25 protein-coding genes and 1 tRNA gene are annotated in these 24,411 nt (G+C 55.3%); 20 read left to right on the forward strand and 6 right to left on the reverse strand.

Going from position 1 to position 24,411, the window contains the following annotated elements; all coding sequences use genetic code 11:
* Positions 1-540 precede the first annotated feature (540 nt).
* From ACGY09_RS01595 to ACGY09_RS01620, 6 genes are all read left to right on the forward strand, one after another.
* Entirely contained in the window at positions 541-1,872 is a 1,332-nt protein-coding gene (locus ACGY09_RS01595) for a DUF1501 domain-containing protein (protein ID WP_397570209.1), read from the forward strand.
* 193 nt (positions 1,873-2,065) lie between these two features.
* A complete protein-coding gene (locus ACGY09_RS01600; RefSeq protein WP_397570210.1) occupies positions 2,066-3,424 on the forward strand; it encodes a DUF1501 domain-containing protein in 1,359 nt (452 codons plus the stop codon).
* Positions 3,425-3,646: 222 nt separating this feature from the next.
* A complete protein-coding gene (locus ACGY09_RS01605) occupies positions 3,647-5,188 on the forward strand; it encodes a sulfatase (RefSeq protein WP_397570211.1) in 1,542 nt (513 codons plus the stop codon).
* Positions 5,189-5,955: 767 nt separating this feature from the next.
* Positions 5,956-6,240: a GlsB/YeaQ/YmgE family stress response membrane protein gene (locus ACGY09_RS01610; RefSeq protein ID WP_373651816.1), complete on the forward strand. Its 285-nt coding sequence runs from the start codon at positions 5,956-5,958 to the stop codon at positions 6,238-6,240.
* Positions 6,241-6,598: 358 nt separating this feature from the next.
* On the forward strand, positions 6,599-7,015 hold the full coding sequence (locus tag ACGY09_RS01615) for a hypothetical protein (protein ID WP_397570212.1): 417 nt from the start codon (positions 6,599-6,601) through the stop codon (positions 7,013-7,015).
* A 254-nt stretch (positions 7,016-7,269) separates the two neighbouring features.
* Positions 7,270-8,073 (forward strand): hypothetical protein, encoded by an 804-nt coding sequence (locus ACGY09_RS01620; RefSeq protein ID WP_397570213.1) that lies wholly within the window; start codon positions 7,270-7,272, stop codon positions 8,071-8,073.
* A 48-nt stretch (positions 8,074-8,121) separates the two neighbouring features.
* On the opposite strand, the gene ACGY09_RS01625 is transcribed toward ACGY09_RS01620, so the two are convergent.
* From ACGY09_RS01625 to ACGY09_RS01635, 3 genes are all read right to left on the reverse strand, one after another.
* Positions 8,122-8,847 carry a DUF1643 domain-containing protein gene (locus tag ACGY09_RS01625; RefSeq protein WP_397570214.1) on the reverse strand — a complete coding sequence of 242 codons (726 nt, stop codon included), beginning with the start codon at positions 8,845-8,847 and terminating at the stop codon, positions 8,122-8,124.
* Positions 8,847-9,479 (reverse strand): DsbA family oxidoreductase, encoded by a 633-nt coding sequence (locus ACGY09_RS01630; RefSeq protein ID WP_397570215.1) that lies wholly within the window; start codon positions 9,477-9,479, stop codon positions 8,847-8,849. The genes ACGY09_RS01625 and ACGY09_RS01630 overlap by 1 nt, the downstream gene beginning before the upstream one ends.
* A gap of 247 nt (positions 9,480-9,726) precedes the next feature.
* A tRNA-Ile gene (locus tag ACGY09_RS01635) sits at positions 9,727-9,799 on the reverse strand.
* A gap of 87 nt (positions 9,800-9,886) precedes the next feature.
* Here ACGY09_RS01635 and ACGY09_RS01640 point away from each other — a divergent pair.
* From ACGY09_RS01640 to ACGY09_RS01690, 11 genes are all read left to right on the forward strand, one after another.
* On the forward strand, positions 9,887-11,071 hold the full coding sequence (locus ACGY09_RS01640) for a tyrosine-type recombinase/integrase (RefSeq protein ID WP_397570216.1): 1,185 nt from the start codon (positions 9,887-9,889) through the stop codon (positions 11,069-11,071).
* 24 nt (positions 11,072-11,095) lie between these two features.
* Entirely contained in the window at positions 11,096-11,722 is a 627-nt protein-coding gene (locus ACGY09_RS01645; RefSeq protein ID WP_397570217.1) for a hypothetical protein, read from the forward strand.
* Between the two features lie 148 nt (positions 11,723-11,870).
* A complete protein-coding gene (locus tag ACGY09_RS01650; RefSeq protein WP_397570218.1) occupies positions 11,871-12,038 on the forward strand; it encodes a hypothetical protein in 168 nt (55 codons plus the stop codon).
* Positions 12,032-12,286, forward strand: coding sequence for a helix-turn-helix domain-containing protein (locus ACGY09_RS01655; protein ID WP_397570219.1), 255 nt, complete (start codon positions 12,032-12,034; stop codon positions 12,284-12,286). Before ACGY09_RS01650 ends, ACGY09_RS01655 begins: the two co-directional genes overlap by 7 nt.
* A gap of 28 nt (positions 12,287-12,314) precedes the next feature.
* Positions 12,315-12,797: a DUF3102 domain-containing protein gene (locus ACGY09_RS01660; RefSeq protein WP_397568579.1), complete on the forward strand. Its 483-nt coding sequence runs from the start codon at positions 12,315-12,317 to the stop codon at positions 12,795-12,797.
* 194 nt (positions 12,798-12,991) lie between these two features.
* Entirely contained in the window at positions 12,992-13,183 is a 192-nt protein-coding gene (locus ACGY09_RS01665; protein WP_397568578.1) for an excisionase family DNA-binding protein, read from the forward strand.
* Positions 13,184-13,264: 81 nt separating this feature from the next.
* Complete coding sequence (locus ACGY09_RS01670) at positions 13,265-13,816, forward strand: hypothetical protein (RefSeq protein ID WP_397568577.1); 552 nt, start codon at positions 13,265-13,267, stop codon at positions 13,814-13,816.
* 119 nt (positions 13,817-13,935) lie between these two features.
* On the forward strand, positions 13,936-14,316 hold the full coding sequence (locus ACGY09_RS01675; protein ID WP_397568576.1) for a hypothetical protein: 381 nt from the start codon (positions 13,936-13,938) through the stop codon (positions 14,314-14,316).
* 72 nt (positions 14,317-14,388) lie between these two features.
* Positions 14,389-14,646, forward strand: a complete 258-nt coding sequence (locus ACGY09_RS01680; RefSeq protein WP_397568575.1) for a hypothetical protein — start codon at positions 14,389-14,391, stop codon at positions 14,644-14,646.
* Positions 14,647-14,650: 4 nt separating this feature from the next.
* Positions 14,651-17,038 (forward strand): DUF3987 domain-containing protein, encoded by a 2,388-nt coding sequence (locus ACGY09_RS01685; protein WP_397568574.1) that lies wholly within the window; start codon positions 14,651-14,653, stop codon positions 17,036-17,038.
* A gap of 657 nt (positions 17,039-17,695) precedes the next feature.
* A complete protein-coding gene (locus ACGY09_RS01690; protein WP_397570220.1) occupies positions 17,696-19,936 on the forward strand; it encodes a hypothetical protein in 2,241 nt (746 codons plus the stop codon).
* A gap of 1,013 nt (positions 19,937-20,949) precedes the next feature.
* Here ACGY09_RS01690 and ACGY09_RS01695 read toward each other — a convergent pair.
* The 3 genes from ACGY09_RS01695 to ACGY09_RS01705 form a co-directional block, all read right to left on the reverse strand.
* Complete coding sequence (locus tag ACGY09_RS01695) at positions 20,950-21,243, reverse strand: hypothetical protein (protein WP_397570221.1); 294 nt, start codon at positions 21,241-21,243, stop codon at positions 20,950-20,952.
* A gap of 300 nt (positions 21,244-21,543) precedes the next feature.
* Positions 21,544-22,251, reverse strand: a complete 708-nt coding sequence (locus ACGY09_RS01700) for a DUF1353 domain-containing protein (protein WP_397571839.1) — start codon at positions 22,249-22,251, stop codon at positions 21,544-21,546.
* Positions 22,252-22,315: 64 nt separating this feature from the next.
* Positions 22,316-22,684: a hypothetical protein gene (locus ACGY09_RS01705; RefSeq protein ID WP_397570222.1), complete on the reverse strand. Its 369-nt coding sequence runs from the start codon at positions 22,682-22,684 to the stop codon at positions 22,316-22,318.
* Between the two features lie 324 nt (positions 22,685-23,008).
* Between ACGY09_RS01705 and ACGY09_RS01710 the strand changes: the two genes are divergently transcribed.
* Genes ACGY09_RS01710 through ACGY09_RS01720 form a run of 3 tightly spaced genes read left to right on the forward strand, consistent with a single transcriptional unit; the run spans position 23,009 to position 24,257 of the window.
* Positions 23,009-23,218 (forward strand): hypothetical protein, encoded by a 210-nt coding sequence (locus ACGY09_RS01710; RefSeq protein WP_397570223.1) that lies wholly within the window; start codon positions 23,009-23,011, stop codon positions 23,216-23,218.
* 56 nt (positions 23,219-23,274) lie between these two features.
* Positions 23,275-23,763, forward strand: a complete 489-nt coding sequence (locus ACGY09_RS01715) for a hypothetical protein (protein WP_397570224.1) — start codon at positions 23,275-23,277, stop codon at positions 23,761-23,763.
* A complete protein-coding gene (locus ACGY09_RS01720) occupies positions 23,757-24,257 on the forward strand; it encodes a hypothetical protein (RefSeq protein ID WP_397570225.1) in 501 nt (166 codons plus the stop codon). Before ACGY09_RS01715 ends, ACGY09_RS01720 begins: the two co-directional genes overlap by 7 nt.
* Positions 24,258-24,411 lie beyond the last annotated feature (154 nt).

The raw sequence follows: 24,411 nt of genomic DNA on the forward strand, positions 1-24,411 counted from the left end.
GCCGCCAAGTCGAATCGGCGTTCGGCCTCCGTTTTGCCCCCTGCAGATTGGCCTGCGACATTCTTTGGGGCTCCGCAACGGGAACCAGACCGAAGTTTTTCTGACGTCGTCGACGCACGATCATACCACGGAAGGTGCCATGCCGTGTCTGATTGCAATCAGGTCTTTCGCAATTCTTCTGACAGGAACCCGAAGCTGTCGAGCGGATCATGATAGGCTCGAGCCGTAATGTCCCTGCCACACGAGAGTTAGCCCTGTGGGCTGAAATGAGCCGCTCTCCTTACCGGTGCGGTTAACCGGAAAACGGAACAATTTCCTCTCTCGCCGCAGGTTTGACTCGCCGAGGTGACTGAAACAGGAACGCGCACGTCCAGTTTTGCCGCTTCTGACAGCGAGCGCTGGCCTGGACGGACACTCGCTTTCCCCCGTACTTTTGTGGGAAGATGGACGAGTTCATCCGATGTTGCTGTAGTTCTGCGCGGGTGCATGCAGTAAGATTGATGCGATGCCGAAAGTCTGAGGTTGAGGAGAGGGTTCGATATGCGATTGTTTGCGGGTGCTGGACGACGTTTTTGTGACAAGATCAGTCGTCGATCGTTTGTGCAGATGGGTTCCCTCGCCGTCGGTGGTTTGACTTTGCCTGGATTGCTGCGTGCAGAGCATTCGCGCGGGACAGAACGGTCTCACAAGGCCGTGATTATGGTGTACCTCTCGGGGGGCCTTCCTCATCAGGACACATTCGACTTAAAGCCCAACGCCCCCGCGGAAATCCGAGGCGAATTTTCCCCGATCCCATCTTCGCTGCCAGGCCTGGACGTCTGCGAACTCATGCCTAAGCTGGCGACGGTGATGGATCGTTGTGCGATCATTCGCTCCGTCGTCGGACAGCGCGACGAACATTCGAGTTTTCAGAATCTCACCGGCTACACCATGGGTGAGACTCAGCGAAACCACTATCCCAACTTCGGTTCGTTCGTCTCTAAGATCAAAGGCCCTTCGAGCCCTCTGATTCCTCCGTTCGTTGACCTGTTTCCCACAATGCAGCACCGACCTTACAACAGCACGGGTGCGGGCTCCCTCGGCAGCCAGTACCACCAGACTCGTGCCGATGGCGAAGACCTTGCCAGTATGAAGCTGCGCTACATTGAATCGGCTCAGTTCAATAGTCGACAGAAACTGCTCGAAGGGCTCGACGCCTTTCGACGGGAAGCCGATCGCAGCGGAATGAATGATCTCGATCAGAGTTATCAACGTGCTTTCGAAGTCCTGACTTCGTCGCAGCTGCTGGACGCGCTTGATGTCGAGAAGGAGGATCCCAAGACCCGGGCACGCTACGCCTTGGGATCGTCCAAGCATCAGGGAGACGGTGCTCCGTTGTGGAATGACCAACTTCTCATCGCTCGACGGCTTGTCGAAGCAGGAGTACGGGTTGTTACCGTGGCCTATGGATTCTGGGACACACACGGCAATAACTTCGGCCATTGCAGAAACAACCTGCCTGTCGTCGATGCCGGTCTGTCCGCGCTGGTGGAAGACATTTATCAGCGCGGACTCGCTGACGATGTGTCACTTGTTGTGTGGGGCGAGTTCGGTCGTACACCCAAAATCAATAAGGATGCCGGTCGCGACCATTGGGCTCCAGTTCAGTCCGTTCTCATGTCAGGTGGCGGAATGCAGGTGGGGCAGGTGATCGGTTCGACGGACAAGACCGCCGCTTATGCCGAATCCCGTCCGGTCCACTACCGGGATGTACTCGCCACGATTTACCACAACCTGGGAATCGATCCCCACGAGTTCGTGCGGGATATCAACGAACGCCCGATACCTGTGATGCCTGACGATGCTCGTCCCATCCGTGAGCTGATCGGTTAGACCATCAGTCACATCGTTCATCCTGCCAGAAAAAGGATGGACAAGACTACAAGATCTTCATGCCGGCCATTTCTGCGGAGCGCTCCTGCGGATAACGTCGAGAGCGATCCAATTCGTTTGAAGAGGATTCCAGATGATCAGCCTTGAGTCACGGTCGACCAGTTCCCGCTCATCCGTCACGCGGAGGGAACTGATGCGTATCGGAGGCATCGGTGCATGCGGCCTGTCCCTGTCTCACCTGATGCCGCAGGGGACTGCTCTTGCGCGAGAAGGGTTGCAAGACCAGATTCGCGCCTCAGCCGGTCGGGCGAAGTCCTGCATTGTCCTCTTTCTCATGGGCGGCCCTCCGCAGCATTCCACCTGGGATCCCAAACCGGATGCTCCCCAGGAAGTGCGGGGGCAGATTGGATCGATTCCCACCATTGTTCCCGGGGTTCACTACGGCGAACTGATGCCGAAGCTGGCGATGCGAGCCGATCGACTGGCGGTGTTGCGCGCGGTTTCGACCAATGACAATGCCCATTCGTCGAGCGGCTACTACATGCTGACCGGACGGCCTCACGCCCCGATGAATGCAGAAAATGTCAACCCGGGGGCTCCTAACGACTGGCCAAATTGGGGAGCTCTCCTCCAGCGGTTATCCCCCCCTGCACGCGGATTGCCCACTTCCGTTCGCCTGCCTCACCACATCTTCAACACGGACGGATCAACCTGGCCAGGCCAGGACGGAGGAATGCTCGGCCGCCCCGCCGATCCCTGGTTGTTCCGCTGTGCCCCGGCGTCACCGGACTACCGGATTGCCGAGTTTCAACTCCCTGAGGACATTTCACTGGGGCGTCTCTCGCTTCGTCGCGATCTCGTCCGCACGATGGAACGTCCCCTGTCTGCTGCGAATGAAGTCAGCATCGCGAAAGCTTTTGGTGAACAGCAGCAGCGTGCCTATGATGTCCTTTCATCGGCGACGTCTCGGGGCGCTTTCGACCTGAGTTCCGAGTCTGTCGAAACCCGGTTACGTTACGGGACGACTCAGTTTGGACAGAGTTGCCTGCTGGCCCGGCGACTGATCGAAGCCGACGTCAAACTGGTCCAGGTCAACTGGTACCGGGGCCCTGACGAACCCACAGACAATCCCTGCTGGGACTCGCATACCAATGAGACGCACCGACTGAAAAATGTGCTGATCCCTCCTACGGATGACGCGGTTTCAGCATTGCTTGATGATCTGGCAGATCGTGGACTGCTCGAGGAAACGCTCGTCGTCTGCATGTCAGAATTCGGACGCAGTCCCCGTATGAATCTTTCCGGAGGTCGCGACCACTGGGGTGCCGTCTTCTCGATCGCACTCGCCGGCGGGGGAATTCAGGGGGGAACCGTCTACGGGGCGTCAGACGAGATTGGAGCCTTCCCGAAGTCAGGACGCGTCGGTCCCGAAGACTTGACCGCAACAATCCTCCACTGCCTGGGAATCGCGCCCGAAACCCTGTTCCATGACCTGCAGGGACGGCCCCATGCCGTGACCAACGGACAAGTGATCCAATCGATCCTCGCCTAACGGTTCAACGTGTCAGGGGTGCGCTCGTTCGAGTCCGTCGCATTCATTGACTCATCGAGATGGTCAGATAGGGGGCTGACGAGAAGACACACGCGAGCCGCCCCCAAAAAAATGGAGCGCAATAGATCGGAGTATCCGCCCGATGGAAGGACTGGAAGGCCGTCTGTCGACCGTCGTAACCGGACTGACCGTGCGAGCAATGAATTGATGAGACGTCACCCCATGCCAAACTGTCTCCCCCACCACTCACTCGAGAACGGCCACGGGACGTCTAACCGATCGTATCTCGTGGCAGCCACGCTCATCACCCTGATCGGTTTACTGCTTCATCCCGCTGTCGCCTCCGCCGGGAAACCCAATGTCCTGTTCATTGCCATCGACGACCAGAACGACTGGATCGGCGTTCTCGGTGGGCGTCCCCTCGCGAAGACGCCGAACATCGATCGACTCGCCGAACGCGGGACGACGTTCCTTAATGCTCATTGCCAGGCTCCGCTCTGTAATCCCTCCCGCGCAAGTCTCCTGACCGGTCTCAGGCCCACGACGACGGGCATCTACGGACTCGTCCCTTCCTTCCGAGCCGTCGATGCCTGGAAAGATCGAGTGACCCTACCGCAACACTTCCGGCAAAACGGCTACCGAACACTCACGACGGGGAAAATTTTCCACGGAGATATCCGACCGGTGGAAGGTCGACAGCCAGAATTTGAAACGATAGGTCCTGGCAGCTCAATCGGGCCGCTGCCTCCGAGGAAGTTAATCGGCCCCACGCCCATGGGGGATCACCCGCTCATGGACTGGGGGGTCTTCCCGCATCGAGACGAAGATAAAGGTGACTACCAGATTACGAGTTGGACCGTCGAGCAGATTCGATCTACCCCGAAGGATCAGCCATTTTTCCTGGCGACCGGTTTCTTTCTGCCGCACGTCCCCTGCTACGTCACTCAAAAGTGGTTTGACCTCTTTCCCGACGACGATCAGATTCTCCCTCTGATTAAACCCGACGACCGTACGGATACCCCGCGCTTTTCCTGGTACCTGCACTGGAAACTGCCGGAACCTCGATGGAGATGGGTTGACGAGAATCATCAGGGGAGAAATCTGGTCCGCTCGTATCTGGCCTGCACCAGTTTCGTCGACTCACAGATTGGTCGTCTGATCGATGCGATTGATGAGGCAGGCTTGCGAGATAACACCGTAATCGTGCTATGGAGTGACCACGGCTGGCATCTGGGTGAGAAAGGGATCACCGGAAAGAACTCGCTGTGGGAACGCAGCACGCGCGTTCCGCTGATCTTCGCTGGACCGGGCGTTCGTCCCGCCAGTCGCTGTCATCAGCCAGCCGAATTGCTCGACATGTATCCGACGCTGATTGAACTGTGCGGACTCCCTCCTCGCCATGACCTGGAAGGGATCAGCCTGGTTTCTCAACTTAAGGATCCGGAGACGAAACGGGAGCGACCCGCCATCACATCACACAATCAGGGGAACCACGCCGTTCGCAGTGAGCGGTGGCGGTACATCCGCTACGCCGATGGCAGTGAAGAACTCTACGACACGAAGCATGACCCCGGGGAATGGCATAACCTGGCACTTCAGCCCGAAGTCGCTCAGACCATCACGGATCACCGCAAGTGGCTCCCTCAAAAAGATGTTGCCCCCGCGCCTGGGAGTGCCCATCGTATCCTGACTTACGACCGCGCGGCAGACGAGGCCACTTGGGAAGGGACCCCGATCCAACGGAGTTCCCTGATTCCGGAATAGACCCCCGGAACGTCCAAGGCGACTTCACAACGTTGTTATTTTGGACCGACGACGACATCAGGGGGTCCGAGCTTGCTTCAGGAAAAACTACCGATACGGACCTCCGCAAGCCCTTCCCATGATGCAGCACAGGCGGACAAGGATTGAATCGTAGCCGCAGAACGTACACGCTCTTTTGGTTCCGAACGTGACAGCCATTAATTTTCGAGTAAATCAGGAGCGTTCGACCGGGCTCTCTCACCAACACATCACTGATTGTTCGTTTTCACCTCCAGGGTAAGTGCCCTGCCCCATCGAGCGGTACTCGCCGCCACTGCGGTCCAGCAGAATGGTCACTCTTCGGTCAGACGGGCGCGTTGTTTGAATTGTCAGCGTTCAAACTGAACGAACGGGATCGGGCATACTCTCAATTCACCCACTGCCGATTGGCAGTGGGTGAAGGGTCGCCGCGAGATTCATGAGCGACGCCACAACATCAACGATCCGCATGAATCAGCAAGATCATCTCCTCACTTGTTCATCGGAGCACTTGTTCGCTCGTGAGAACAGGGAGTTTGCTGAGCCTGAGGTCACTGTTCGGCTGAAGATAGCCCCATGGAATTCTGGCGCGCCTACCATTCCCCCTCACAAGGGGACGACGGAGCAGATCATCGCCCTGCAACGAGGCAAGTCCACCTGCCTGCGGATGGCATGCAGATTGCTTCCATGTCCCTGCACGTTCGCAGTCTCGAAAACTTAACGCCGCACTCAGATGAAGGAGATTTTACATGTGGGACTTTATTTCTTGGATGGTGATTGGCTTGGTGGCAGGACTCCTGGCTCGAGCACTCGTTCCGGGTGAGCAACCGATGGGGCTCTTCTTTACGATGATCCTCGGGATGGTCGGGTCGATTGTCGGTGGGTTCATCTCATCGGCGGTGTTCAATTATCGAGTCGGTGACCCCGAGGTGCATGCAGGGGGGCTCTTCATCGCGACCGGGGGTGCAATGCTGATGCTGATCATTTACCTCAGCATGACGCGCGGCAATCGCGGGATTACTCCTCGCCCTTAAGCGTGAATCAAACGATCCTCCAGCAAGGATCGCAAGATTCATTCTCCACACAACCGGACGTTCGGTCTCCCCAGACCCGTCCGGTTTTTTCTTTTCCCACCCTGAGTTTTTGCGCCTGCTCCCGAGCATTCAACGTCTTTTTTGTTGGGTATTTCTCACAACGCGGGTCTGACGGAACATCGGACAAGATGTCGTAAAGCCAGCCATCGATGTTCGAAACAATCCGTATGCATTCGCCTTCCGGTCTCCTGTTTTTCCGCAAGGTCGGCATGTTCGAAATTCGGATGAAACCGCGACTCACATAGAGTAGTGTGCCGGATTCAATTCAAATTCCAGAAACAGCGGCATAAAGGAAACCATGGCCAACCTTTTCCGAACGCTAAATCGAAGCTGGGGACTGGTTGGAACCGCGTTCGGAATCCTTGCGGTAGGACTGACTGCTGCGGCAGACGCCCTGTTCGACCAAACCTCCGTGGCGAAAGAACTGACGTTGACGTCCCATGTCGCGGCGATTGCGGCGACATTTGCTTTCGTCGGTAGCCAGTTGGTCGGCCACCACCTTAAGGAAAGCGAGAAACCACCCGTGAAGCCTGCGCGGCAGGTTCTCAAGTCGCTTTTTGGGCTGCTGCTTTGTCTGCACATGCTTCTGATCGTTTGGCTGCCGCTTGAGCGAATGGACGATCGCCGAGCTTTCGGAAGAGACGAAGTCAGAGTCACTTACCTCTGGGGTATCCTCAGTCCCCTGGGATGGTATTTCTTTCACCCTCGTCGATAGCACCAATTGGCCCGCACGAGACATCGCTTTCGCGAGGCGGCAGCCGGCAACGTGATCGCCGTCATGACACTTGCTCTGGCGTCGGTCGATTCGGCCTCTTTCCAATTGAACCTGACGGTCCGTCCTGGGCGCACCGGTTCCCCTGACCTTTCGTGTGAATAAGGGTATTGTGGCTCTACAAAAAAAGGGTACCCAAATCAAGTCGCCCTCATGTCCCCCCTCGAATTGAATGACATTTGTCTGGAGAACATTGCATGAAGCTGCTCGCTGTCATCCTGTCATTTCTGATGTCCCTGACAGTTTCCTTTGCAGGAGATTTCCAGCCTGTCATTTGCGAAGGAACTTACCCACATCATCTCCAGGGAGTGTGCACGGATGAGGCTGAATCCATTTTCTGGTCGTTCACCACGAAGCTGGTTAAGACGGATCAACAGGGGAAGGTTCTCAAGGTCGTGGATGTTGCCAATCATCACGGTGACCTCTGTTTCCATCAGTCTCAAGTCTACGTGGCAGTGAATCTGGGAAAATTCAACGATCCCAATGGCAATGCAGACTCGTGGGTCTACGTCTACGACGCAGGAGACTTGTCACTTCTTGCAAAGCACCCCACCCAGGAAGTCGTCCATGGAGCGGGAGGGATCGCCTGCCACGACAACAGATTTGTGGTCGTCGGGGGCCTGCCGGATGGGGTGAGTGAAAATCTTGCCTACGAATACGACGCTCACTTCAAATTCGTGAAAAAACACGTTCTCGCCAGTGGTCACACCAACCTCGGAATCCAGACTGCCGCGTTCGCTGATGGCGACTGGTGGTTTGGATGCTACGGCAGGGCCAAGTCAGCGAGCGCCCCCGCAATGGCTCCGGCGGTTCTAAAAGCCGACACGGCATTAACCAAAGTGGAGCGATTCGAGTTCGATTGCTCCCTGGGAATTGTTCCGCTCGCCGATGGCCACTTCCTCGTCGCGCGAGGTGGCATCACCCAAGACAAGACTCATTCCGGACGGCTGACGCTGGCGGTGGTGGATCAAAAAGACGGATTAAAGCTCTCAGACAAGTGAGTTCTCACCACTCAACCGGGAAAAGTCCGACAGAATCCGCGAACTGCCTCAGCCCACGTCGGCCTGCATCGAGTCCCTTCGCAATTGCTCAACCATTTGATTGACCCACAACAGCTTTTGACGTTGCAGCGAAGGGAGAGGGTGCAGGTATCGGTGAGTCGTCCCTTCCTGCACTAACCCTCGGACGATTCTCGATTTGTCGAACTTCGACTGACAGCGTTCAATCAGCGGGTCGAGCTCCGCCCCCAGTCCCCAGGCGCAGACGATGGGAATCGTGCGCTCCCGGGTCAGTTTAGACGTCAGCTCTCGTTTCCTGCGGCTGGAAAACAACGAATGGGCATCAAAAGAGTGCAGAGCTTCCAGTTGCCGGAATTGCTTGAAGAATTCGACACTCTTGGAACACCGAAGATCAGAGAGGTTCAGCACCCGGACGTGTCGCCAGTCGCAAAAGTGCATCAGCCGCATCACCTGATACTGAGTCGTGTCAGGCTTCGTCGGGACCAGAGAGATGGCAAGGTCTTCGATGGCTTCAGCGTGAATGCGATTGTCGACTTCGACCAGAGGACGGGACGAACCGGGGTTCATCATGACAAAAACAGCGTCGGGCTTTCGGATCGATATCAACGACAACTGTTTCGGCACCAGTTGCGTGGCAATAATTTCGAGCACGCTGCGGCATTCGACGAAGAACGTCGGGGTGACTTCCACCGAGTAGAAATGACCGAAGATACCGAACTTGTCTTTCAAGCCTGCTGCGGGAATAAACGGAACCATCAGTCGTCAGCACCTGCCTGTTGAAATGCGTCCAGAAAAGCTTCCGGTAACTGTGCCCCGGAAACCATCATACGTCTATTGATGATGAAACAAGGGACTCCCGTCACATGGAGTCGCCTTGCCTGCTCACCCGCCTGCAAGATCACATCGAGTCCCTGCTGACCATTCAGCACGGATTCGGCCTTCATGCGGTCCAATCCCGCCTCGGTCACCACATCCAAAATCACAGCCTGCAGACTGATGTTTCGTCCTTGAGTGAAATATGCACGAAACAGACCCTCGACTACCGCGTCCTGAATCCCTTCCTGCTCGGCCAGCCAGATTAACCGGTGAGCGTCCTGCGTGTTCGGAGTCGTCTCGATGGAATCGAAGTCAAAGGCAATTCCTTCCTCTTTCCCCGCCGCAATCACCTGCGCATCCAGTTCCTGAGATCGCTGCAGGCTGCCGAACTTCTTCTGGCGGTATTCCTGACGACGAATGCCTTCGCGCGGCATCTGCGGGTTGAGCTGATACGGATGCCATCGCACCTGCACAGGCTTCCCATATTCCGCAATCGCCTTTTCCAGGCGTCGCTTGCCGATAAAGCACCAGGGGCAGATCACATCAGAAATTACGTCTACTAGGAGAGTCATACTGTCTCCAGGATCGATTGTTTTCCGGTTCAATTCCCAGCCCGACTCAAGGATGACGGAGCCATTCGCCGCAGCGTTCTGTCTCCACAGAATCGATCATCCCACACGACGCGTGTTCTGAGGATCGCGCCGAACCACGCTTCGCCTCATCCAGAGGAAATGCGATGCGATCATTTCAATCCGTACTGGTTCCCCGAAGAACAGCGGATCGCCAGCCTTCAGCAACAGACCTGACGAGCAAGTCAAATGGGGCTGCTGGGATTCGAACCCAGAACCAAAGGATTATGAGTCCTCTGCTCTAACCGTTGAGCTACAGCCCCAAGTGTGCTATTTTGTAGAGTATTCCGCGTTTTTGTGCAACCGTCAAAAATATGACGACCACCGTTACGACCACCAGAACTCTCAAAATGCCCTCAAAAAAGACCACCGAACCCCAACTTCCGAAGGGGTTTTCACTCTACCCACGGGCCAACGGACAGTACGCGAAAAAGATCCGTGGGAAGCTTCACTACTTCGGGGTTCTGTCTAACCCTGAAGCCGCGTGGTCGAAGTATCTCGACGAACGCGACGACCTGCAAGCGGGAAGGACGCCAAAAAGAACGGATGACGACCGTTTGACCTTGGTCGACTTGTGCGACTACTTTTTGGCGAACAAGGAAAGCCGGGTGAAAAGCGGGGAGCTGTCGAACGTCATGTTCCACGGCTACAAGCGAATTTGCTTGAAGCTACTCGCGGTCTTCGGGAAGCAGCAGATTGTAGAAGAATTGAGGCCAGCCGATTTTGAACGGCTTCGCAGTCGGTTCGCGAAGGGAGTGGGTTTAGTCACCCTGGCAAACCGAGTGCAGCACGCACGGGTAATCTTCAATTTCGCGTCGAGTGAGGATCTAATTGACCGTCCGCTGAAGTTTGGGGAATCCTTCAAGAAGCCGAAGGCAAGGCTATTGAGGGCAGAGCGGCAATCGAAGCCAGAGCGAATGTTTGAGGCATCAGAAATTCGCGACCTGCTCGCCACTGCAAAGCAACCCTTGAAGGCGATGGTTCTACTTGGGATTAACTGCGGATTTGGCCAGATGGATTGCTCTCGACTAAGACTGAAGTCGTTGGATCTGGACGGCGGTTGGGTTAGTCACCCACGTTCAAAGACGGCTATTCAGAGACGATGCCCGCTCTGGCCGGAAACGGTAGAGTCACTGCGGGAAGTAATCGCAAAGCCACGAGCCCCACACAGCGACAATCTTGCCGGACTGATCTTTATCACGAAGAAGGGATCAGAATTTGTTCGAGTGACTGCGAAAGGTACAAATATCGACGGTATTGCCCAGGAGTTTGGAAAGATTCTCAGGAAGCTGGAGTTGGCGGGCTCTCGACGTGGGTTCTATTCCCTCAGGCATTCCTTTGAGACGATTGGCGGGGGCTCGAAAGATCAAGTTGCCGTTGATTCAATCATGGGTCACGCGCCACCAGCGAACGATATGTCATCAGTTTACCGGGAGCGGGTTGAAGACACGCGACTCCTGGCGGTTACGAACCACATCCACGCATGGCTTTGGCCGAAGCCAGTGAAGAAGGCTTCCAAGAAACAGGCATCTTGAACTTCTAGAGGGATGGTATCCAACATGAGTGACACTAATGAGGACCTGGCGCCCGAGGTTGCCAGTTTTTTGGAAGCCTGCGAACAAGAAGACCAGCAAGAGAATAAGAGACGCCAAAATTTCGAAGCTCAGGTTTGCTCTGAAGCGTTCGTGTTTCCAGCAGCGGGGGATTCTGAGAACGAAAATCCTCGCTATGACTGTGGAAATGGTCAGTTGAGCTACAACCCAGCAGAAGCCATCCCGCGACTTTACCGTGAGCTTGGAATTGAGGCCGGGTTGTCGGGGCTGGACTGGCGGGACGTTGCTAATTGTGAATTTAATCTTGGGATCGTTGACGGAGATGTGATGGACTTTAATTTGGCGTTTCGGATCGGAAAATTGCTCCGGTGGCGGATTGCCAAGAGGGGTCCAGTTCAGGCAGTCGCCGCAGCGACACTGGAAAAGAAGACGAAGTCGACGCCCAACGAACTCATGATAGCTGCCCTAGCTGCTAATCCAGTAGCGGCGGAAACATGGACAGCCCGCGAATGGGCGTCGCGGATTGGTTACTCAGCAGCAACTGTGACCGGAACGCAGGTGTGGAAGCGACTGTCACAACTCAGGCATGCAGCGAAATTGGACCGTCCGAAAGGCAACCAATTCGGTGAATAGTTTGTTCAGACTGAACAAGAAAAAAATTCTTTTGCCGTTTTCCAACTGGAAAACGGCTTTTTTCGTTTGTTCGGGGCTGAACAGCGACCGGAACTGTAGAGGGCCGAACAAAACTCAAGCGGAAGGGAAATCAATGAACGGAAATCCAATGACAAATGTGAACGGACTGCCGGAACTGATTGTGATCTGCCGGGCTGCCCACCTGATGCGGAACTTCACGATGAGGGCAGAAGCATTGCGAAGGCTTCGGACGGAATTCGGGATCAATCTTTCCTTCGTCCGGACGCCGAAGAATCGCGAGGTGAAACCATGCTGACACCCCACTACACGCCCAAAGAAGTGGCTGCACGGTTCAGGTGCAAGGTTGAGAAAATTTTAGCTTGGATCGCAAGCAGAGAATTGATCGCGATTCAAGCCGGATCCAACCAGAACGGCGGCAAACCCCGCTGGCTGATCTCACCCGAAGCCCTGGAAGACTTCGAGCGGGCGCGAACAACCGTTCCAGCGCCGAAGCCAGTGCCAAGACGAAGGCGAAATCCCGCACCAGTGAAGTCTTATTTCTGAAATCTCACTATCAACCAGGACCCCCTAAATGCTGAAGAAACCCACAGCGATACCACTCAGTACACTGCCCCAACTGGCAACGACAGCAAATACGTGCCACCAACATTTTGAACGACTGGCGAGCGACGCCCTTGATTTTGCGTATCGTGCCGGGAAGGCACTGCAGGACGCCAAGAGAATGCTCCCTCATGGTGGCTTTGAAGTCTGGGTCCAAGAGAATGTTTCATTCTCGCCACGGACAGCACGGTCATATATGCGGATCGCAAGCAACTGGTCAACGATCAGAGCGAAAAGAGATCTGAATCCGTCACTCAGTCTTCGGGATGCTATCGGTTTATTGACGACTTCCAAACCCCAGGAACCGCAAAATGGCAACGCGCTGCCGTTTTGCTTGTCTACCCGAGCGACACTTAGAGCGCGAGAAGCTCGAATGGACGCCGATTTTGAGGCCGCTATGCGACACGCAGAATCAATAGGGATCGCGGATATAGATGGTGTAACAATCGCCTGAAGCAATCGTCCTGGCGGAAGCGATATCCCGCGCCCGTGAAGTCTTACTTCTGACACTTTTTTCTAAATCTAACACCTTTGCGGTTAGATTCGAACCAGGAGGTCTAGGCATCACTACATTCATCGGGGAAAAGGGGCCGTATGGACGCGTGCGGATTCTATTGTGTGTGAAGCAACACTAACGAAAGGAATGCTATGGGCACAGCAGCGATACCAACTGAAGGGAAGACGCTATTCACGATTGAGGAGTTAACCAGCCGGTGGTCACTGTCGAGATCAAAGATTTACGAGCTTCTTGATGATAACCGAATTGCGGCGGTCAAGATTGGTTCAGCGAGACGAGTTCACCTGAACGAGGTTCTCCGGTTTGAGGCAAGCCTTACCTGAGAACAATAAGGCAATCGGATGTTCCGGTTGCCAGCAGAGAGACAGGACGGCAAATAAGCCGTCCACATCGAAAGGAATCGAATGTACTTTGAACAGTTCCCGGGGATCACAATTCACCCACTGGCGAGCGACGAAACGAAAACGAAGGCCGCAGAGATCGCTGCCGACAGAAAGAAACGCGACGAGCGGAAGAAAAAGTGGTCTGCCTCTTTCGCCAAGGTGGAACAGACCGACGATGATGTCCTGGCAGCGAAAGTAAAAGCTGAATGGAAGTCCATTCAGAAAGACGACGAAGCCGAATTCACTTCATTTGCTAAATGGATTGAGTCGCACTGCATTCCAGAGCTTCAGGCCATCCACGAAGTGGAGTTCACTCGGCTGGCGGAGATTGAAGCGGCTGTTGTTGAAAAGCTCGTTTCGATCGGCTTTGCGAACTCACTTGAGGGCCGCGGGGCTTACCCGCGATCTGCAGTAAACCAGCATGTTACCGTTCGGGACCAAAAAGACTTGATCACTGAAATTGAGGGCTTCCAGAGCACTCTTCAAGAGCTTGTGAAGAGCTGCACTGCCGCCTCGCATCGTATCAATGAGCGGCTTGCAATTGCTCGCAAAAAAACGTTAGCGATGTTTTGATCTCTCACACAGCCAGCCGTTCTCGTGGGGGCGGGATCACTCGCCCCTTCTTCTAAAACAAACCTCGAAAAGCAATGGTAGTCCTTATGAAAAGATTTAGCCCTAGGGTGATGACTGAGATGCTGAACGATGCAGAACGTGCGGTTAGCCGGTCATCTTCGACGAATTTCGGAAGGGGTAAGGCCAGTCGCGTTCGTGTTGCACTGGACGCACTGAAGAAGCACCACGCGACGAAGCCCGCCCCAAACGCGGACGGGACGGTTGTGTTCAAGGCGGGCACCTGGAAACCATTCAGTGAAACTGAGTACCGGCTTGGAGCCCGTCTGTTCGAAGCTGTGTATGACTGCCCGGGACTAAGCACGGAGCCGAGCAAGCCGGAATCCGCACCCGCAGCCAATCCGAAGCCATCACAGCGTGGGGGCATCAATGGCCGATCGGAAGGTATGAATCGATTCGCTAATCAGATTGAAAAGCAACTCGATGCGTTGCGACGGCGATAAGAAGCGAAAAAGGCGGTTGTGGGGACCAATCCACAACCGCCCGTGTCTCGAATCCACACGAACTTCACTCGCATGGAAGCAACGATTATGACCCAAAACAACGTTATCGGCAAGACGAAAATTTCGCACGATGGGCAAGAATATTTGGATACCCGTAATCGTGCAGCACATCAGGCGGCGGCACTAAAGGCACGGGCTGCTGAGATCGAAGCGGGAGTGTCGATCTGCGATCAGGTGTATTGCCAGCTGCTAGCAAGCGATTGTGGTAATAACGCGTGGCTCGCTCTGAGTGTCGCGGTGAACAGCCTTCAGTCCAAGTTGGAGGCTTGACCCGATGGAACTGACCGACATTCAACGAACCCTGCAACTCTTCTCGACCGACGGCGGGTTAATAGAGATTCGGGCGATTGACTGCTGGGACTGGAAGCCCGATGTCCTATCCACGCAGAGCGGATATTTCGATGTCCAGCACTTAGCGGAGGCCAAACAAGCTGCCCTTCACCTGGAGACTTCGTTTCACGCGGCGGGCGTCTATATCACCCTGAATCCCACCTCACCTGACTTGCTGGCCCGGTCAGCCAATCGCGTGAAGAAGGCCCAGCGGGATGGCACGACGAAGGACGGAGAAATTGTTTCCCGTCGATGGATGCTGATCGACATTGACCCCGCGCGACCTGCCGGGGTGTCGTCGACCGATGCCGAACTTGCCGCCGCTCAAGCTCAGGCAACGGAGTGCCAAGGGTGGCTTCACGAGAACGGCTGGCCCTCGCCCGTAGTTGCGATGAGTGGAAACGGCTGGCACTTGCTCTACCGCGTGGATCTGCCCGCAGATGATAAGACGGTGGAAAACTGCCTGAAGGCCCTCGCGGCGAAGTTTTCCCAGGTCGACACATCGACGTTCAACGCTGCTCGAATCACGAAGCTGTATGGCACGATGGCCCGAAAGGGTGATTCCACCAACGACCGGCCGCATCGTCGAAGTAGACTGGTCGAGGTTCCCGACAATCTCCAAGTCGTTCACCCCGATTGCCTGGAATGGCTGGCCCGACAGGCCCCGCGGAAGCCCGGAACGAGCGGTCCCCAAGGTGGGGGGGATTCGGTCGACCTCGCCTCCTATCTTCGAAATCGTGGCGTGTCGGTCATCCGTGAGGATGACTGGAATGGATCACGGCGATTCTTTATTCGATGCCCAGGGATCGAATCCCATTCGTCGAAGAATGCGGATTCCGATTGCTCAATCTGGCAAGACGCGTCAGGCATGCTCGCGGGAAAATGTTTCCATGATAGCTGTGGTTTCAAATCTTGGAGCGATTTCACGGGATACTTTGGACAGGTGAAGCCCGAGGACTTCCCGAATCCCGTACCCGCCGTGGCCGGAGATATCCCGGCAGTTGATCCGATGGGGGAGGAACCAACCCCAGCCCCCACGGTCACTATTACAGCCGTGAATCGACCCGCGGTCAGGAAGACGCCGGTTGATCCCAACAAGATGACAGATGATTTTTATGAGATCCCAGGCGTGATCGGGGAGATGGTCAAGTTCCACAAGCTATTCGCCCCGCGCCCACAACCAGCACTCTCGTTGATCGCGTCCGAGGTTCTGGTTGGAGCCTTTTCAGGGCGCAAAATTCAAACCGAATCTGGACTTCGAACCAATATCTATGGCATTGGCCTGGCCCCGTCGGGAAGCGGAAAGGAACGGCCGAGGGCTGACAATATCGCTGCCGTCACCCAGGCGGGTTGCACTCAGTATCTTGGAGCCGAAAACCCATCATCGGACGTGGCGCTAATTGGAGAGCTGGAAGACCAGCCGAGTTTGCTTATGCAGATTGACGAAGTGGCAAAATTCTTCGCCACGACGCGGGGGCCGTCCGCGAACGTCAGTAGTCACCTGAAGGCCCTGAACACCAAATTCCTTGAACTGACGGGAGCAGCGCAAAATCCGGCTTGGGTTCCGAAGAGTTGGGCGGATCGAAGCAAGAAAAAAACGATCGCCTTTCCGCATCTCTGCATCTACGGGACATCGACGATCGAAGGCTTCTGGAATTGCGTTACGAATGCTGACGCGGCCGATGGGTTCCTGGCCCGAATGCTCGTTGTTGAAGCGGAGGAACACCATCCAAGGCTTCGTATGGTGAAAAGCAGTCCCGTTCCTCAAATGATCGTCGACATCCTCAAGGATTGGGACCGGTTTGTCGCGGGGAAAGGGGACATGAGCGACAAGGAACCGTCCGCCGTGATTGTCCCGAATGATCCCGACGCATTCGACCGCCTGTCTGATCACATGAACGCGATCGAGGACCAGTTGCCGAAAGACCCAAAAGAGCATCGCCCAATCTGGTCGCGATGTTCTGCATCCGCTCAGAAGCTGGCCCTGATCTTCGCTGCCAGTCGCGGGCCGTTCGGTATTCGAGTCACCCTGGCCGATGCAGAAGCGGCCATACGGCAGGCCAATTGGTCAACCCGCCTAATGATTAATCGAATTTTCTCCCAGGTCGCAGACAACGACGAAGATCGGAACAAAAAGAAACTGCTCAAGATCATTCGAGACCATGGACCAGCCCCGCTTTCAGTCATCACCCGGAAGACGCAGTTCCTCACCAAGTATGTCCGGGACGGAATGCTGAAGGATCTGGTTGCGGCAGAGCTGATAGAAGAGGCCACTTTACCCGCTTCAAAACGGGGTGGGCAAGATACCACCGTCTACAGTTCCATCGCTTGAAACGTCCCCTTGAAGTGACTTGTCGGGCGAGATGCTTCAGGGTGGAGTCAACAGTCACTCTTGAAGCGTCTTCCCCTTACGGCCACAAGGACTTAAGTAGTTGCTTCAATAATATATATGAATTGTATTTTCTCTCTTTTCCTCATGCTTTTCAGGTGTTTTAAGGGCACCCCCTTGAAATTGAAGCAACTGTCAGACGGAATGTCTGAAACACGGAAGGCAATGGTGGTGTAAATCACATCGCGTCTAAGCCACTGCCCTTCGTGCCCGATGACTGGCTCACGGAAGCACGGGGGACAGCGGCTAACGCGATCCTCGCGAAGAGAATCGAATGCTGATGGGGAAGCTGAATGGGTCCTCCCGACGAAATGGAAAAGTCTCCTCTTACTCTGTGCCATACTGACTAAACAAAGACACTTTTTCGCCAGTTTTTTTCGCCTTCTGCTGCATGAAAACACGGGGATTTCGCGCAAACAAAAAGTCTGTGTTTAGCCAGGACGGCCCATCGTAAGAGGAGCTTCACCCAAACCAGCAAGAGGACCCATGAACAACTGACACCTGATCGATTTCCGACCAACACGTCGTTGGTCAACCGAATGCCCGTCAGTGTTTGGCGGGCGAATTTTCTGAACTAGAAATTTTTGCAAGGACGCGCACATGCCAGCACTAACGATCGATCTTAACGATCAGGCCACGGAGGGCCTGGAACAACTGAACGCAACTCTTGAGCAGACGGCCGAGTCGGCCGAGATTGCTGCTGAGGGAGCGGAAGCCTTAACCGATGCCCAGCTAGAGCAGCAGGCCGCCATCGAAGACACGCAAGCCAGTTGGCTCAAACTGGCAACCACGTCAGCAACGGCACTGGCAAAGATTGGTAAAGCGGGGCTTGATGCGTATGACGAGATCAAGGGGGCTGCTGAATCCGCCATTAAGGCGACAAGACTACTTGGTGACGAAGATAGTCTGGCTGAACGTGCAGCGTTCTTCGCGGCTGAGAGAGCGGGCTGGAAGGCCGTCGCGGTTGCTGCCGAGGTTACTGGATCGGCCGCATTTCGATATGCAACAGGAATTGGTACGGCCCTGATCGCCGCGAAAGTCGGCTGGATGGGTGTCTCCGCGATTCTGGATCGAACGGGAAAGCAGACCGTCGAATTGGCGGACGGGACCACGAAGATTCAGACGAACCTTGACCGCGTGAATGAGTCCGTAGGGGAATTCGGCCACACAGTTGGCCGAACCATGTCAGAGGCCGGATCGTCCGTGGTGGCAGTCGCAAGCGAACTGCTGCATCTCCCCGAAATCTGGAAACAAATCGACGCGGCCGCAACCCAAGCCACTGAGCAGATGGTTGCAGGAACGAACCTGGCAACGAAAGCCTATGATGAGTCCACCCTGGCTTTGCGTCAGTTTTACGTCGAGATGACCGAAGGCGGTGGGGAAGCCTATCGTAAGGAAATCGAGTCGTTGCGGAAGCTCTCCGACTGGCACGCCAAAATGGATGTTCAGCGGGGAAAAGAAAAGGAACACTTCGAGCGAATTCGCGGGATTCATCAGCAGGCTGAGGACAGGGCTAACGCGAGAGCGGAGGCTCAGCGAATCGCCAGCATCAAGACAACCGAGGCCATCGACTCTGAGATCCAGAAGATTAAAGAGCAGATGGGCGCCCAGGGGACGAACCTTGAATTCACGGCCGAGGAATCGAAGCGTGTCAATGATCTGATGATTTCCCTGGAAAAGCGCCGGGCTGACATTGTGGCTGAGACCAGCAAGGCAATCGCCGATGCCCGAAAGAAAGAGGCTGACGAATTCCAGCAGCAGCAGAAGGAATATCAGAAGCTCGTCGACGAGCAGGCTAAATCCGCGACGGAACTTCACGACCTGGAAATGAAACGGGCTGCGGAGAAAGCGGGGTTTAGCCGGGACCTGGACGCGGCAGAGCGAAATCAAGCTGCACAGGCTGCCCTGGAATCCGCAAAAGACCAGAGCGAGGCTCAAAAGGAACTCGTAACCGATCGGCTCAAGTCTCAGGGAGCCACAGAGGAACAGATCAAGCGGCGAATGGCTGAGATGGATATAGAACTTGCTGCGGAAATTCACACCGCCAAGGCTGAGCAGATGCACGACGAACTCAGTCAGAAGATGGCCGATATCGATCGGCAGAAGGCTGAGTTAGACCGCTCCAATGATTCGGAAGTCGAGTACAACAAGAAGCTGATCAAGCTGAAGTCGGACGCTGATAGGCTCTTTTTCGAAACAAACAAGCGATGGCTTGAGGAAAGGGGCCGCTTCGAACGCGAACAGGACGCCATTACAGCAAAGCACAAGCTCGCCCAGCAGCAGGCAGTGCTGGCGGCCGAGCAGGAGCAGCGGGAGAAGGCAAAGGCCCTTCAGAACGAGGCACTCCAAAAGGCATTCCCTGTTAATGACGTCCTGAACTCAACTGATCCCCGGAAGGTTCTGCAGCAGCTGCAGGCCAACCGATCATTGCAGGAGCAACAAGCACAGGCAGAACGGGATTCCGCTCTTGGTCAGCAAGCAATGGCTGGGGACAAGGCCTCAATCGCCAAATGGAACCGAAATCAGCAAGCGGCCATGAATCGAGGGAGAAATTCAGCCAACCGCGACTTCGAGAACGGGAACCTGAACGAAAATGAAGTTGTTCAGGCCCAGGCTGAGGTTGCCCAACAAAGCCTGGCGGGGCTTCAGCAGCAGCAAAGGATCTCGGAGCAGACTGCCCAGGCACTCGGGGAGGTTATGAACACTCTGGCACAGGAAGCCGCGAGGGCCAACGCGCTGCAGCAATCGGTTGAGCAGTTGACGGCAGTGGCCCGTGGAATGAAGCAAGGGGCGAGACGGGGGGCGGATTCGGCACGCTCTCAGATTGGATCATTGAACTGATCTGGTTGGAGGGGAATTCAGGGGCTCGTCATTCTGGCGAGCCCCTTTCCTTTCGTGGGTTGGGTTTGCTGAGCAGGAGGTAGGCGGAAACCAGGGACAAAGGGAGGACAAAATAGGCGTACGGCACGACCCACACGGTACAGTAGGAGTCTATTATCATTTCCAGAAATCCGAGGGAAAATTCTGATGGCTCTGATCCAGTGAGATGATCTTGAAGTGATTTCAATTCCGATTTCGCTTCGTCCGCGTCAAAATGAATCCTATAGGGAAAAACCAGTCGACCATCATCATGCCACACGATCACGATCAACCCACCTAACGAGACGACAGCAACACGTACAGTGTCGATTGCATCGCCCCCGCAAAAGGTGCGAAACCATCCCACTGTGAAAAGACACGCCATCAACAGCGTCACGCATCCCACTTTCCGCTTCCATCCCCGAAAGAACCCCCACACGGTATCGCCCCCTCTGGCGTGCTGGCTTGAAACTCGCGCCAGCAGTGTCACTTGACCCGACGATTGCGGCAAGAGACCCCGTCTGTTATCCATAATTCGATTCCGTGTCCCATAATGTCAGCGAATCGAAGATGGACAACCAGACGCCGACTTCGTTTCTTTTTCGATGCGACCGCTGCATCCCCTGGAAGCCGATCGGATCACTTCGTTCCGCCCCTCTTATCAACTGGCTCGCCCTGGCGGGGTCGTTGCCATGTTGGGCCTGCTCTGAACGGATCGTTCTGGACGCCCCCGCGACGGAAGATTCCCACGCGGGGCATTTCTTCATCTGCACTGGCTGCGGTCGGCACTGGCTGGTTGAACGCGGCGGGAACCCCGAAACGCTTGTTCTGAGGATCAGCATTCCTGACGATGTGTCCGGTCGTTCATGGCAGTGGTCGCGGCGCCGGGAAGTTTCAGATGAGGCTTGGGAAACCTACGTCGAAGACATGCTGCGGATCGGTGAGGAGCCTTGCCCGCGTGAGGATTGGGAGCGGAGTCAGTGAGGGGTGCGTCATCACTCGTGGGCGTTCGCTTCAATCCACTTTTCCAGATCGGCCTTCTTGTACCACACACGACTTCCGGTCTTGTAGTACCGTGGCTGGTTCTCGCGTCCCTGTGATCGCCACCCGGATAGAGTGCCGAAGGTGATCCCAATGAAGCTGGCTGCCTCACTGGTGGAAAGCTTCGCTGGCTTGTTCTCACTCCGGGCATGGACGCTTAATTGCTCCGCCAACAGCGAAACAAAGCTTTCGACGATCGGACGGAGTCGTTCAGACAGTTCGACCTGGCTAAAAGTTTTCGGCGGCATCTGCGAATCCTTGCCTGAGTTTTGATGCATGGTGACGAACTGCTTTCGTCTCTATTGGCCAACCCGCTCTACCTGAAATTCCGTGCCATTCCCTCGCGGGATAGCAGATAGTAAGCCGAAAACCGCGATCGAGCCTAAAAAGGTCGATGGCAAATACTTCAAAGCCCAGCCTAAGCTGTTAAAGATTCTGACGAGCGGTTACGGGCCCCGCGACGCCAAGGCTAGCGGGAGGGATAATCCGTATGCCGTCCGGGCAGTGAGTGACCTCAACTGAATTGTGCGAGATATTAGCATGACAGGTCACTGAGCCCGCTTCGGCGCCTCAGTTGGAGGAGCAGGTGAGTTTGCTGGTGTTGCGTTGGGTTGTGCTTTGGCGGCTGGCGAAATACGCCGTCCACTAGGAATATCGCCTAGGATGGACCTGATCACCATTCCCTCACCGGATTCAATCTCTTGGAGGGTTAATTCACCGTCCCCGATTGCACTCTCAAGTCGCGAAGCCTCCTGAGTTGTCATGATAGCCGTAGCAACGTCACGTACGATCGTTGATGAATCACTAGATGCTGTTGTGATGAAGTACCAGCGTGGGCCCCTGTACAATACAGCAGCGTAGAGGAGCCTTGCCCTTTTCTCCTCTACGCCAGAGCACAGGCAAGCTTCATAAAACATTCGATGGACATCCGATGATGATTCGGATTTCTCGACGCAAGCAGCATCATGGACAATCGAAGCGTTGAGATAGTTCCCCTCGAATGGTCCACCGACGATACTCCAGAGAGCTCGGGGGATTGAAGCTCCGTTTGTGGTATCACCTTTCTTTGCTACCCACACCTTTTCCCTTGGGTCTATGTAGACGAAAGACCGCAGAAGCGATGCCTCCTGAGGAGCAATAAACTCCAGTTGCGGCTTTTCGGGAAACCGTCCCCAACCAAGATCAGTCGCTTCTCCTTGAAGGTGTGTTCGCCGTGGTTCCAACACGCCAGATGCAATGACTCCGGTGGCCAACACGCAGCCGAGAACGAGCCCTGCGCTGAAGGCCCAATAAACAGCTCTTTGGGATAACCAGTGAATCTCATTCCTTCTCTTCGCCAATTCGATTCCCCACCACTTTCTTCGCGGTCTTCGGCGTGGACGGCTTCTTCTTCGTTTTCCTGGCGGCCGCTTGGTTCTGAGTCACAGTTTTTTGTTTGTTAAGCTCTGCCTTTGACTGCACTCCGGCCACGTATGATCGAATTTGCGATCGGACGTCAATTTTTAACTTATCTGCCCAGTCTTCAATGGCTGGGATATGGGTGTTTTCCGGCATGGTCGAATGTATCAATGCGTCTGGCATACCACCTTCTCGCATCGAATCTGCGATCATTTTTAGGGTTTCTGACGCAACAATGAGCCGTTGAGCGATACTTTCGATCTGTTCTGGAGTTTTTTGATTGCGCGCCATCCACGGATTAAAACCAAGTCCATTTCGGGTGGAAACTACTCCGGAAGTAATTTTGTCAGTTTTATAAATTACTGATTGACAGCCGATTCTGCCGGTTGTACTCTTTCCCCTACCACACGAAGCGAACGTCCTAAATATCCTGAGTCAGTTTCAACCCTGCTGGGGCAAGCTTCGTGTGGTAACGAGCGATTCCCAGCAGGGTTTTTCTTTTCCATGACCCGGCAAGCCGTCACGCTGCCAAGTGGTCAACGTCGAATCTTCGCACCAGCCCTGAACGCCCTTCCGGGCTCCCGGTGCGCCCACAACCAAATGGAGTTTTCGCCCATGCTCTGCGCTACCGGTACGTCCACATGCAGCCCCAAGCCCCTTCCCCCGGCTCGCGAATCACGCCAGTTAAGCTTCATCCCTACGCCTGACGAGATCGCGGCCCATTGTCTCGCTATTCAGGGTGAATGGTCGGATGAGGAACGAATGCGACGGGAACGGGGTGAAATGGTCGGCAACTTCACCGGCAAGTCATCAAAGCTGAAGTGATTCAACCACCAATTCCGCACGCACGAACGCACAAACCAGCCAAAAAGGAGTCTCAAATGACAGGCTACGTGATTCAGTCCGCCCCAGGAACGAAGGTCTTCAACACCCGCGAAGCAGAGCAAAAGGAGATCTGGCGAGAGTACGCCAAGACGAACGCTTTCGGGCTCGTGACGCTCGACGTATTGAACTGGCAACCAAAGAAGCGAACGTCCTTCCCGCCGTCGCTCACCGACGATATGGAGGAAGCAATCGCGATCGAATTCGCGATCACCTTCAATCGATCCCAGCAAGCCAAGACGCGGGGCCGATGGGCAGTGGTCATGACGAACGGTCATATCCTGATTCTGACCGGCATCCCTGATGAAGACCGACCGAGCGACCCGACAGCATTTCCGCCATGCGTCCGCGTTGGCTACACACTCGAAGGGGCAGAATTCCTGATGAAGTCCGAGAACGAGGAGCGACACAGAGTCGCACACGTTCCCAGGTCGTGGACGGTTTCTGTTCGTCCACTGACGACAGAAGGGATGGTGGCTCCATGCTGATAACCCGTCCTGTCTTCGTTTCCTTCACGCCCGCCCCCGCCAAGCAGCACACGCCGGAGACCCCGCGAGCCAGACGGAAGCGGGAACTTCTGGAAGCCAATCCCACCTGTAAGGGTTGCGGGCTTCACCTGACGGACGTTTCGCTTCGGGACGATTCCGCCCATCTGGTTGGTGACACACTCAGTTGCCAGAACTGCATCGGAAAGATTAGGAGGCGGAACGGGCTCGATATCGCCAGCATTCGACCCGAGCTGACAACAAAGGGCCAAGCCCAGGTCAATCGCTTCCGCTACGAAAAGCAGCAGGATCAGTTGAAAGCCCGGCTGATGGCAGAGAACCCCGCCTGCTGCCGATGCGGTAAGTGGCTCGAAACGGCGATCACCGAGAACCAAGCCCACCTAATCGTTGACCGTCTGGCGTGCAGAACCTGCCGTCGAGCCGTTCGTGAAACCATCAAGGCGGAAGCCGACAACACGAAGGCAGGTGAAGCGTGAGCAGAAGCGGAAGCGGTTCGAAGACAGTCACCAATCCCAGGACATCAGCCGCGATCGAAGCCCAATGGCAGCGACGGCAGAAAACTCAGCGCGTCACCGCAACAACCATTTTCCCACCGTCATTTACTGGCGGCATGATCCGACGATCAACCAA

Origin of the sequence: Schlesneria sphaerica (assembly GCF_044336245.1) — a bacterium.
Classification (GTDB): Bacteria; Planctomycetota; Planctomycetia; order Planctomycetales; family Planctomycetaceae; genus Schlesneria; species Schlesneria sphaerica.

Coding starts and splice junctions, on each gene's coding strand:
- ACGY09_RS01670 (WP_397568577.1), top strand. CDS start 13,265: ATGTACTTTGAACAGTTCCCGGGGATCACAATTCACCCACTGGCGAGC.
- ACGY09_RS01615 (WP_397570212.1), top strand. CDS start 6,599: ATGGCCAACCTTTTCCGAACGCTAAATCGAAGCTGGGGACTGGTTGGA.
- ACGY09_RS01620 (WP_397570213.1), top strand. CDS start 7,270: ATGAAGCTGCTCGCTGTCATCCTGTCATTTCTGATGTCCCTGACAGTT.
- ACGY09_RS01660 (WP_397568579.1), top strand. CDS start 12,315: ATGCTGAAGAAACCCACAGCGATACCACTCAGTACACTGCCCCAACTG.
- ACGY09_RS01640 (WP_397570216.1), top strand. CDS start 9,887: ATGCCCTCAAAAAAGACCACCGAACCCCAACTTCCGAAGGGGTTTTCA.
- ACGY09_RS01680 (WP_397568575.1), top strand. CDS start 14,389: ATGGAAGCAACGATTATGACCCAAAACAACGTTATCGGCAAGACGAAA.
- ACGY09_RS01625 (WP_397570214.1), bottom strand. CDS start 8,847: ATGGTTCCGTTTATTCCCGCAGCAGGCTTGAAAGACAAGTTCGGTATC.
- ACGY09_RS01645 (WP_397570217.1), top strand. CDS start 11,096: ATGAGTGACACTAATGAGGACCTGGCGCCCGAGGTTGCCAGTTTTTTG.
- ACGY09_RS01605 (WP_397570211.1), top strand. CDS start 3,647: ATGCCAAACTGTCTCCCCCACCACTCACTCGAGAACGGCCACGGGACG.
- ACGY09_RS01600 (WP_397570210.1), top strand. CDS start 2,066: ATGCGTATCGGAGGCATCGGTGCATGCGGCCTGTCCCTGTCTCACCTG.
- ACGY09_RS01705 (WP_397570222.1), bottom strand. CDS start 22,684: ATGGCGCGCAATCAAAAAACTCCAGAACAGATCGAAAGTATCGCTCAA.
- ACGY09_RS01690 (WP_397570220.1), top strand. CDS start 17,696: ATGCCAGCACTAACGATCGATCTTAACGATCAGGCCACGGAGGGCCTG.
- ACGY09_RS01685 (WP_397568574.1), top strand. CDS start 14,651: ATGGAACTGACCGACATTCAACGAACCCTGCAACTCTTCTCGACCGAC.
- ACGY09_RS01610 (WP_373651816.1), top strand. CDS start 5,956: ATGTGGGACTTTATTTCTTGGATGGTGATTGGCTTGGTGGCAGGACTC.
- ACGY09_RS01650 (WP_397570218.1), top strand. CDS start 11,871: ATGACAAATGTGAACGGACTGCCGGAACTGATTGTGATCTGCCGGGCT.
- ACGY09_RS01595 (WP_397570209.1), top strand. CDS start 541: ATGCGATTGTTTGCGGGTGCTGGACGACGTTTTTGTGACAAGATCAGT.
- ACGY09_RS01665 (WP_397568578.1), top strand. CDS start 12,992: ATGGGCACAGCAGCGATACCAACTGAAGGGAAGACGCTATTCACGATT.
- ACGY09_RS01710 (WP_397570223.1), top strand. CDS start 23,009: ATGCTCTGCGCTACCGGTACGTCCACATGCAGCCCCAAGCCCCTTCCC.
- ACGY09_RS01715 (WP_397570224.1), top strand. CDS start 23,275: ATGACAGGCTACGTGATTCAGTCCGCCCCAGGAACGAAGGTCTTCAAC.
- ACGY09_RS01675 (WP_397568576.1), top strand. CDS start 13,936: ATGCTGAACGATGCAGAACGTGCGGTTAGCCGGTCATCTTCGACGAAT.
- ACGY09_RS01695 (WP_397570221.1), bottom strand. CDS start 21,243: ATGCCGCCGAAAACTTTTAGCCAGGTCGAACTGTCTGAACGACTCCGT.
- ACGY09_RS01655 (WP_397570219.1), top strand. CDS start 12,032: ATGCTGACACCCCACTACACGCCCAAAGAAGTGGCTGCACGGTTCAGG.
- ACGY09_RS01720 (WP_397570225.1), top strand. CDS start 23,757: ATGCTGATAACCCGTCCTGTCTTCGTTTCCTTCACGCCCGCCCCCGCC.
- ACGY09_RS01630 (WP_397570215.1), bottom strand. CDS start 9,479: ATGACTCTCCTAGTAGACGTAATTTCTGATGTGATCTGCCCCTGGTGC.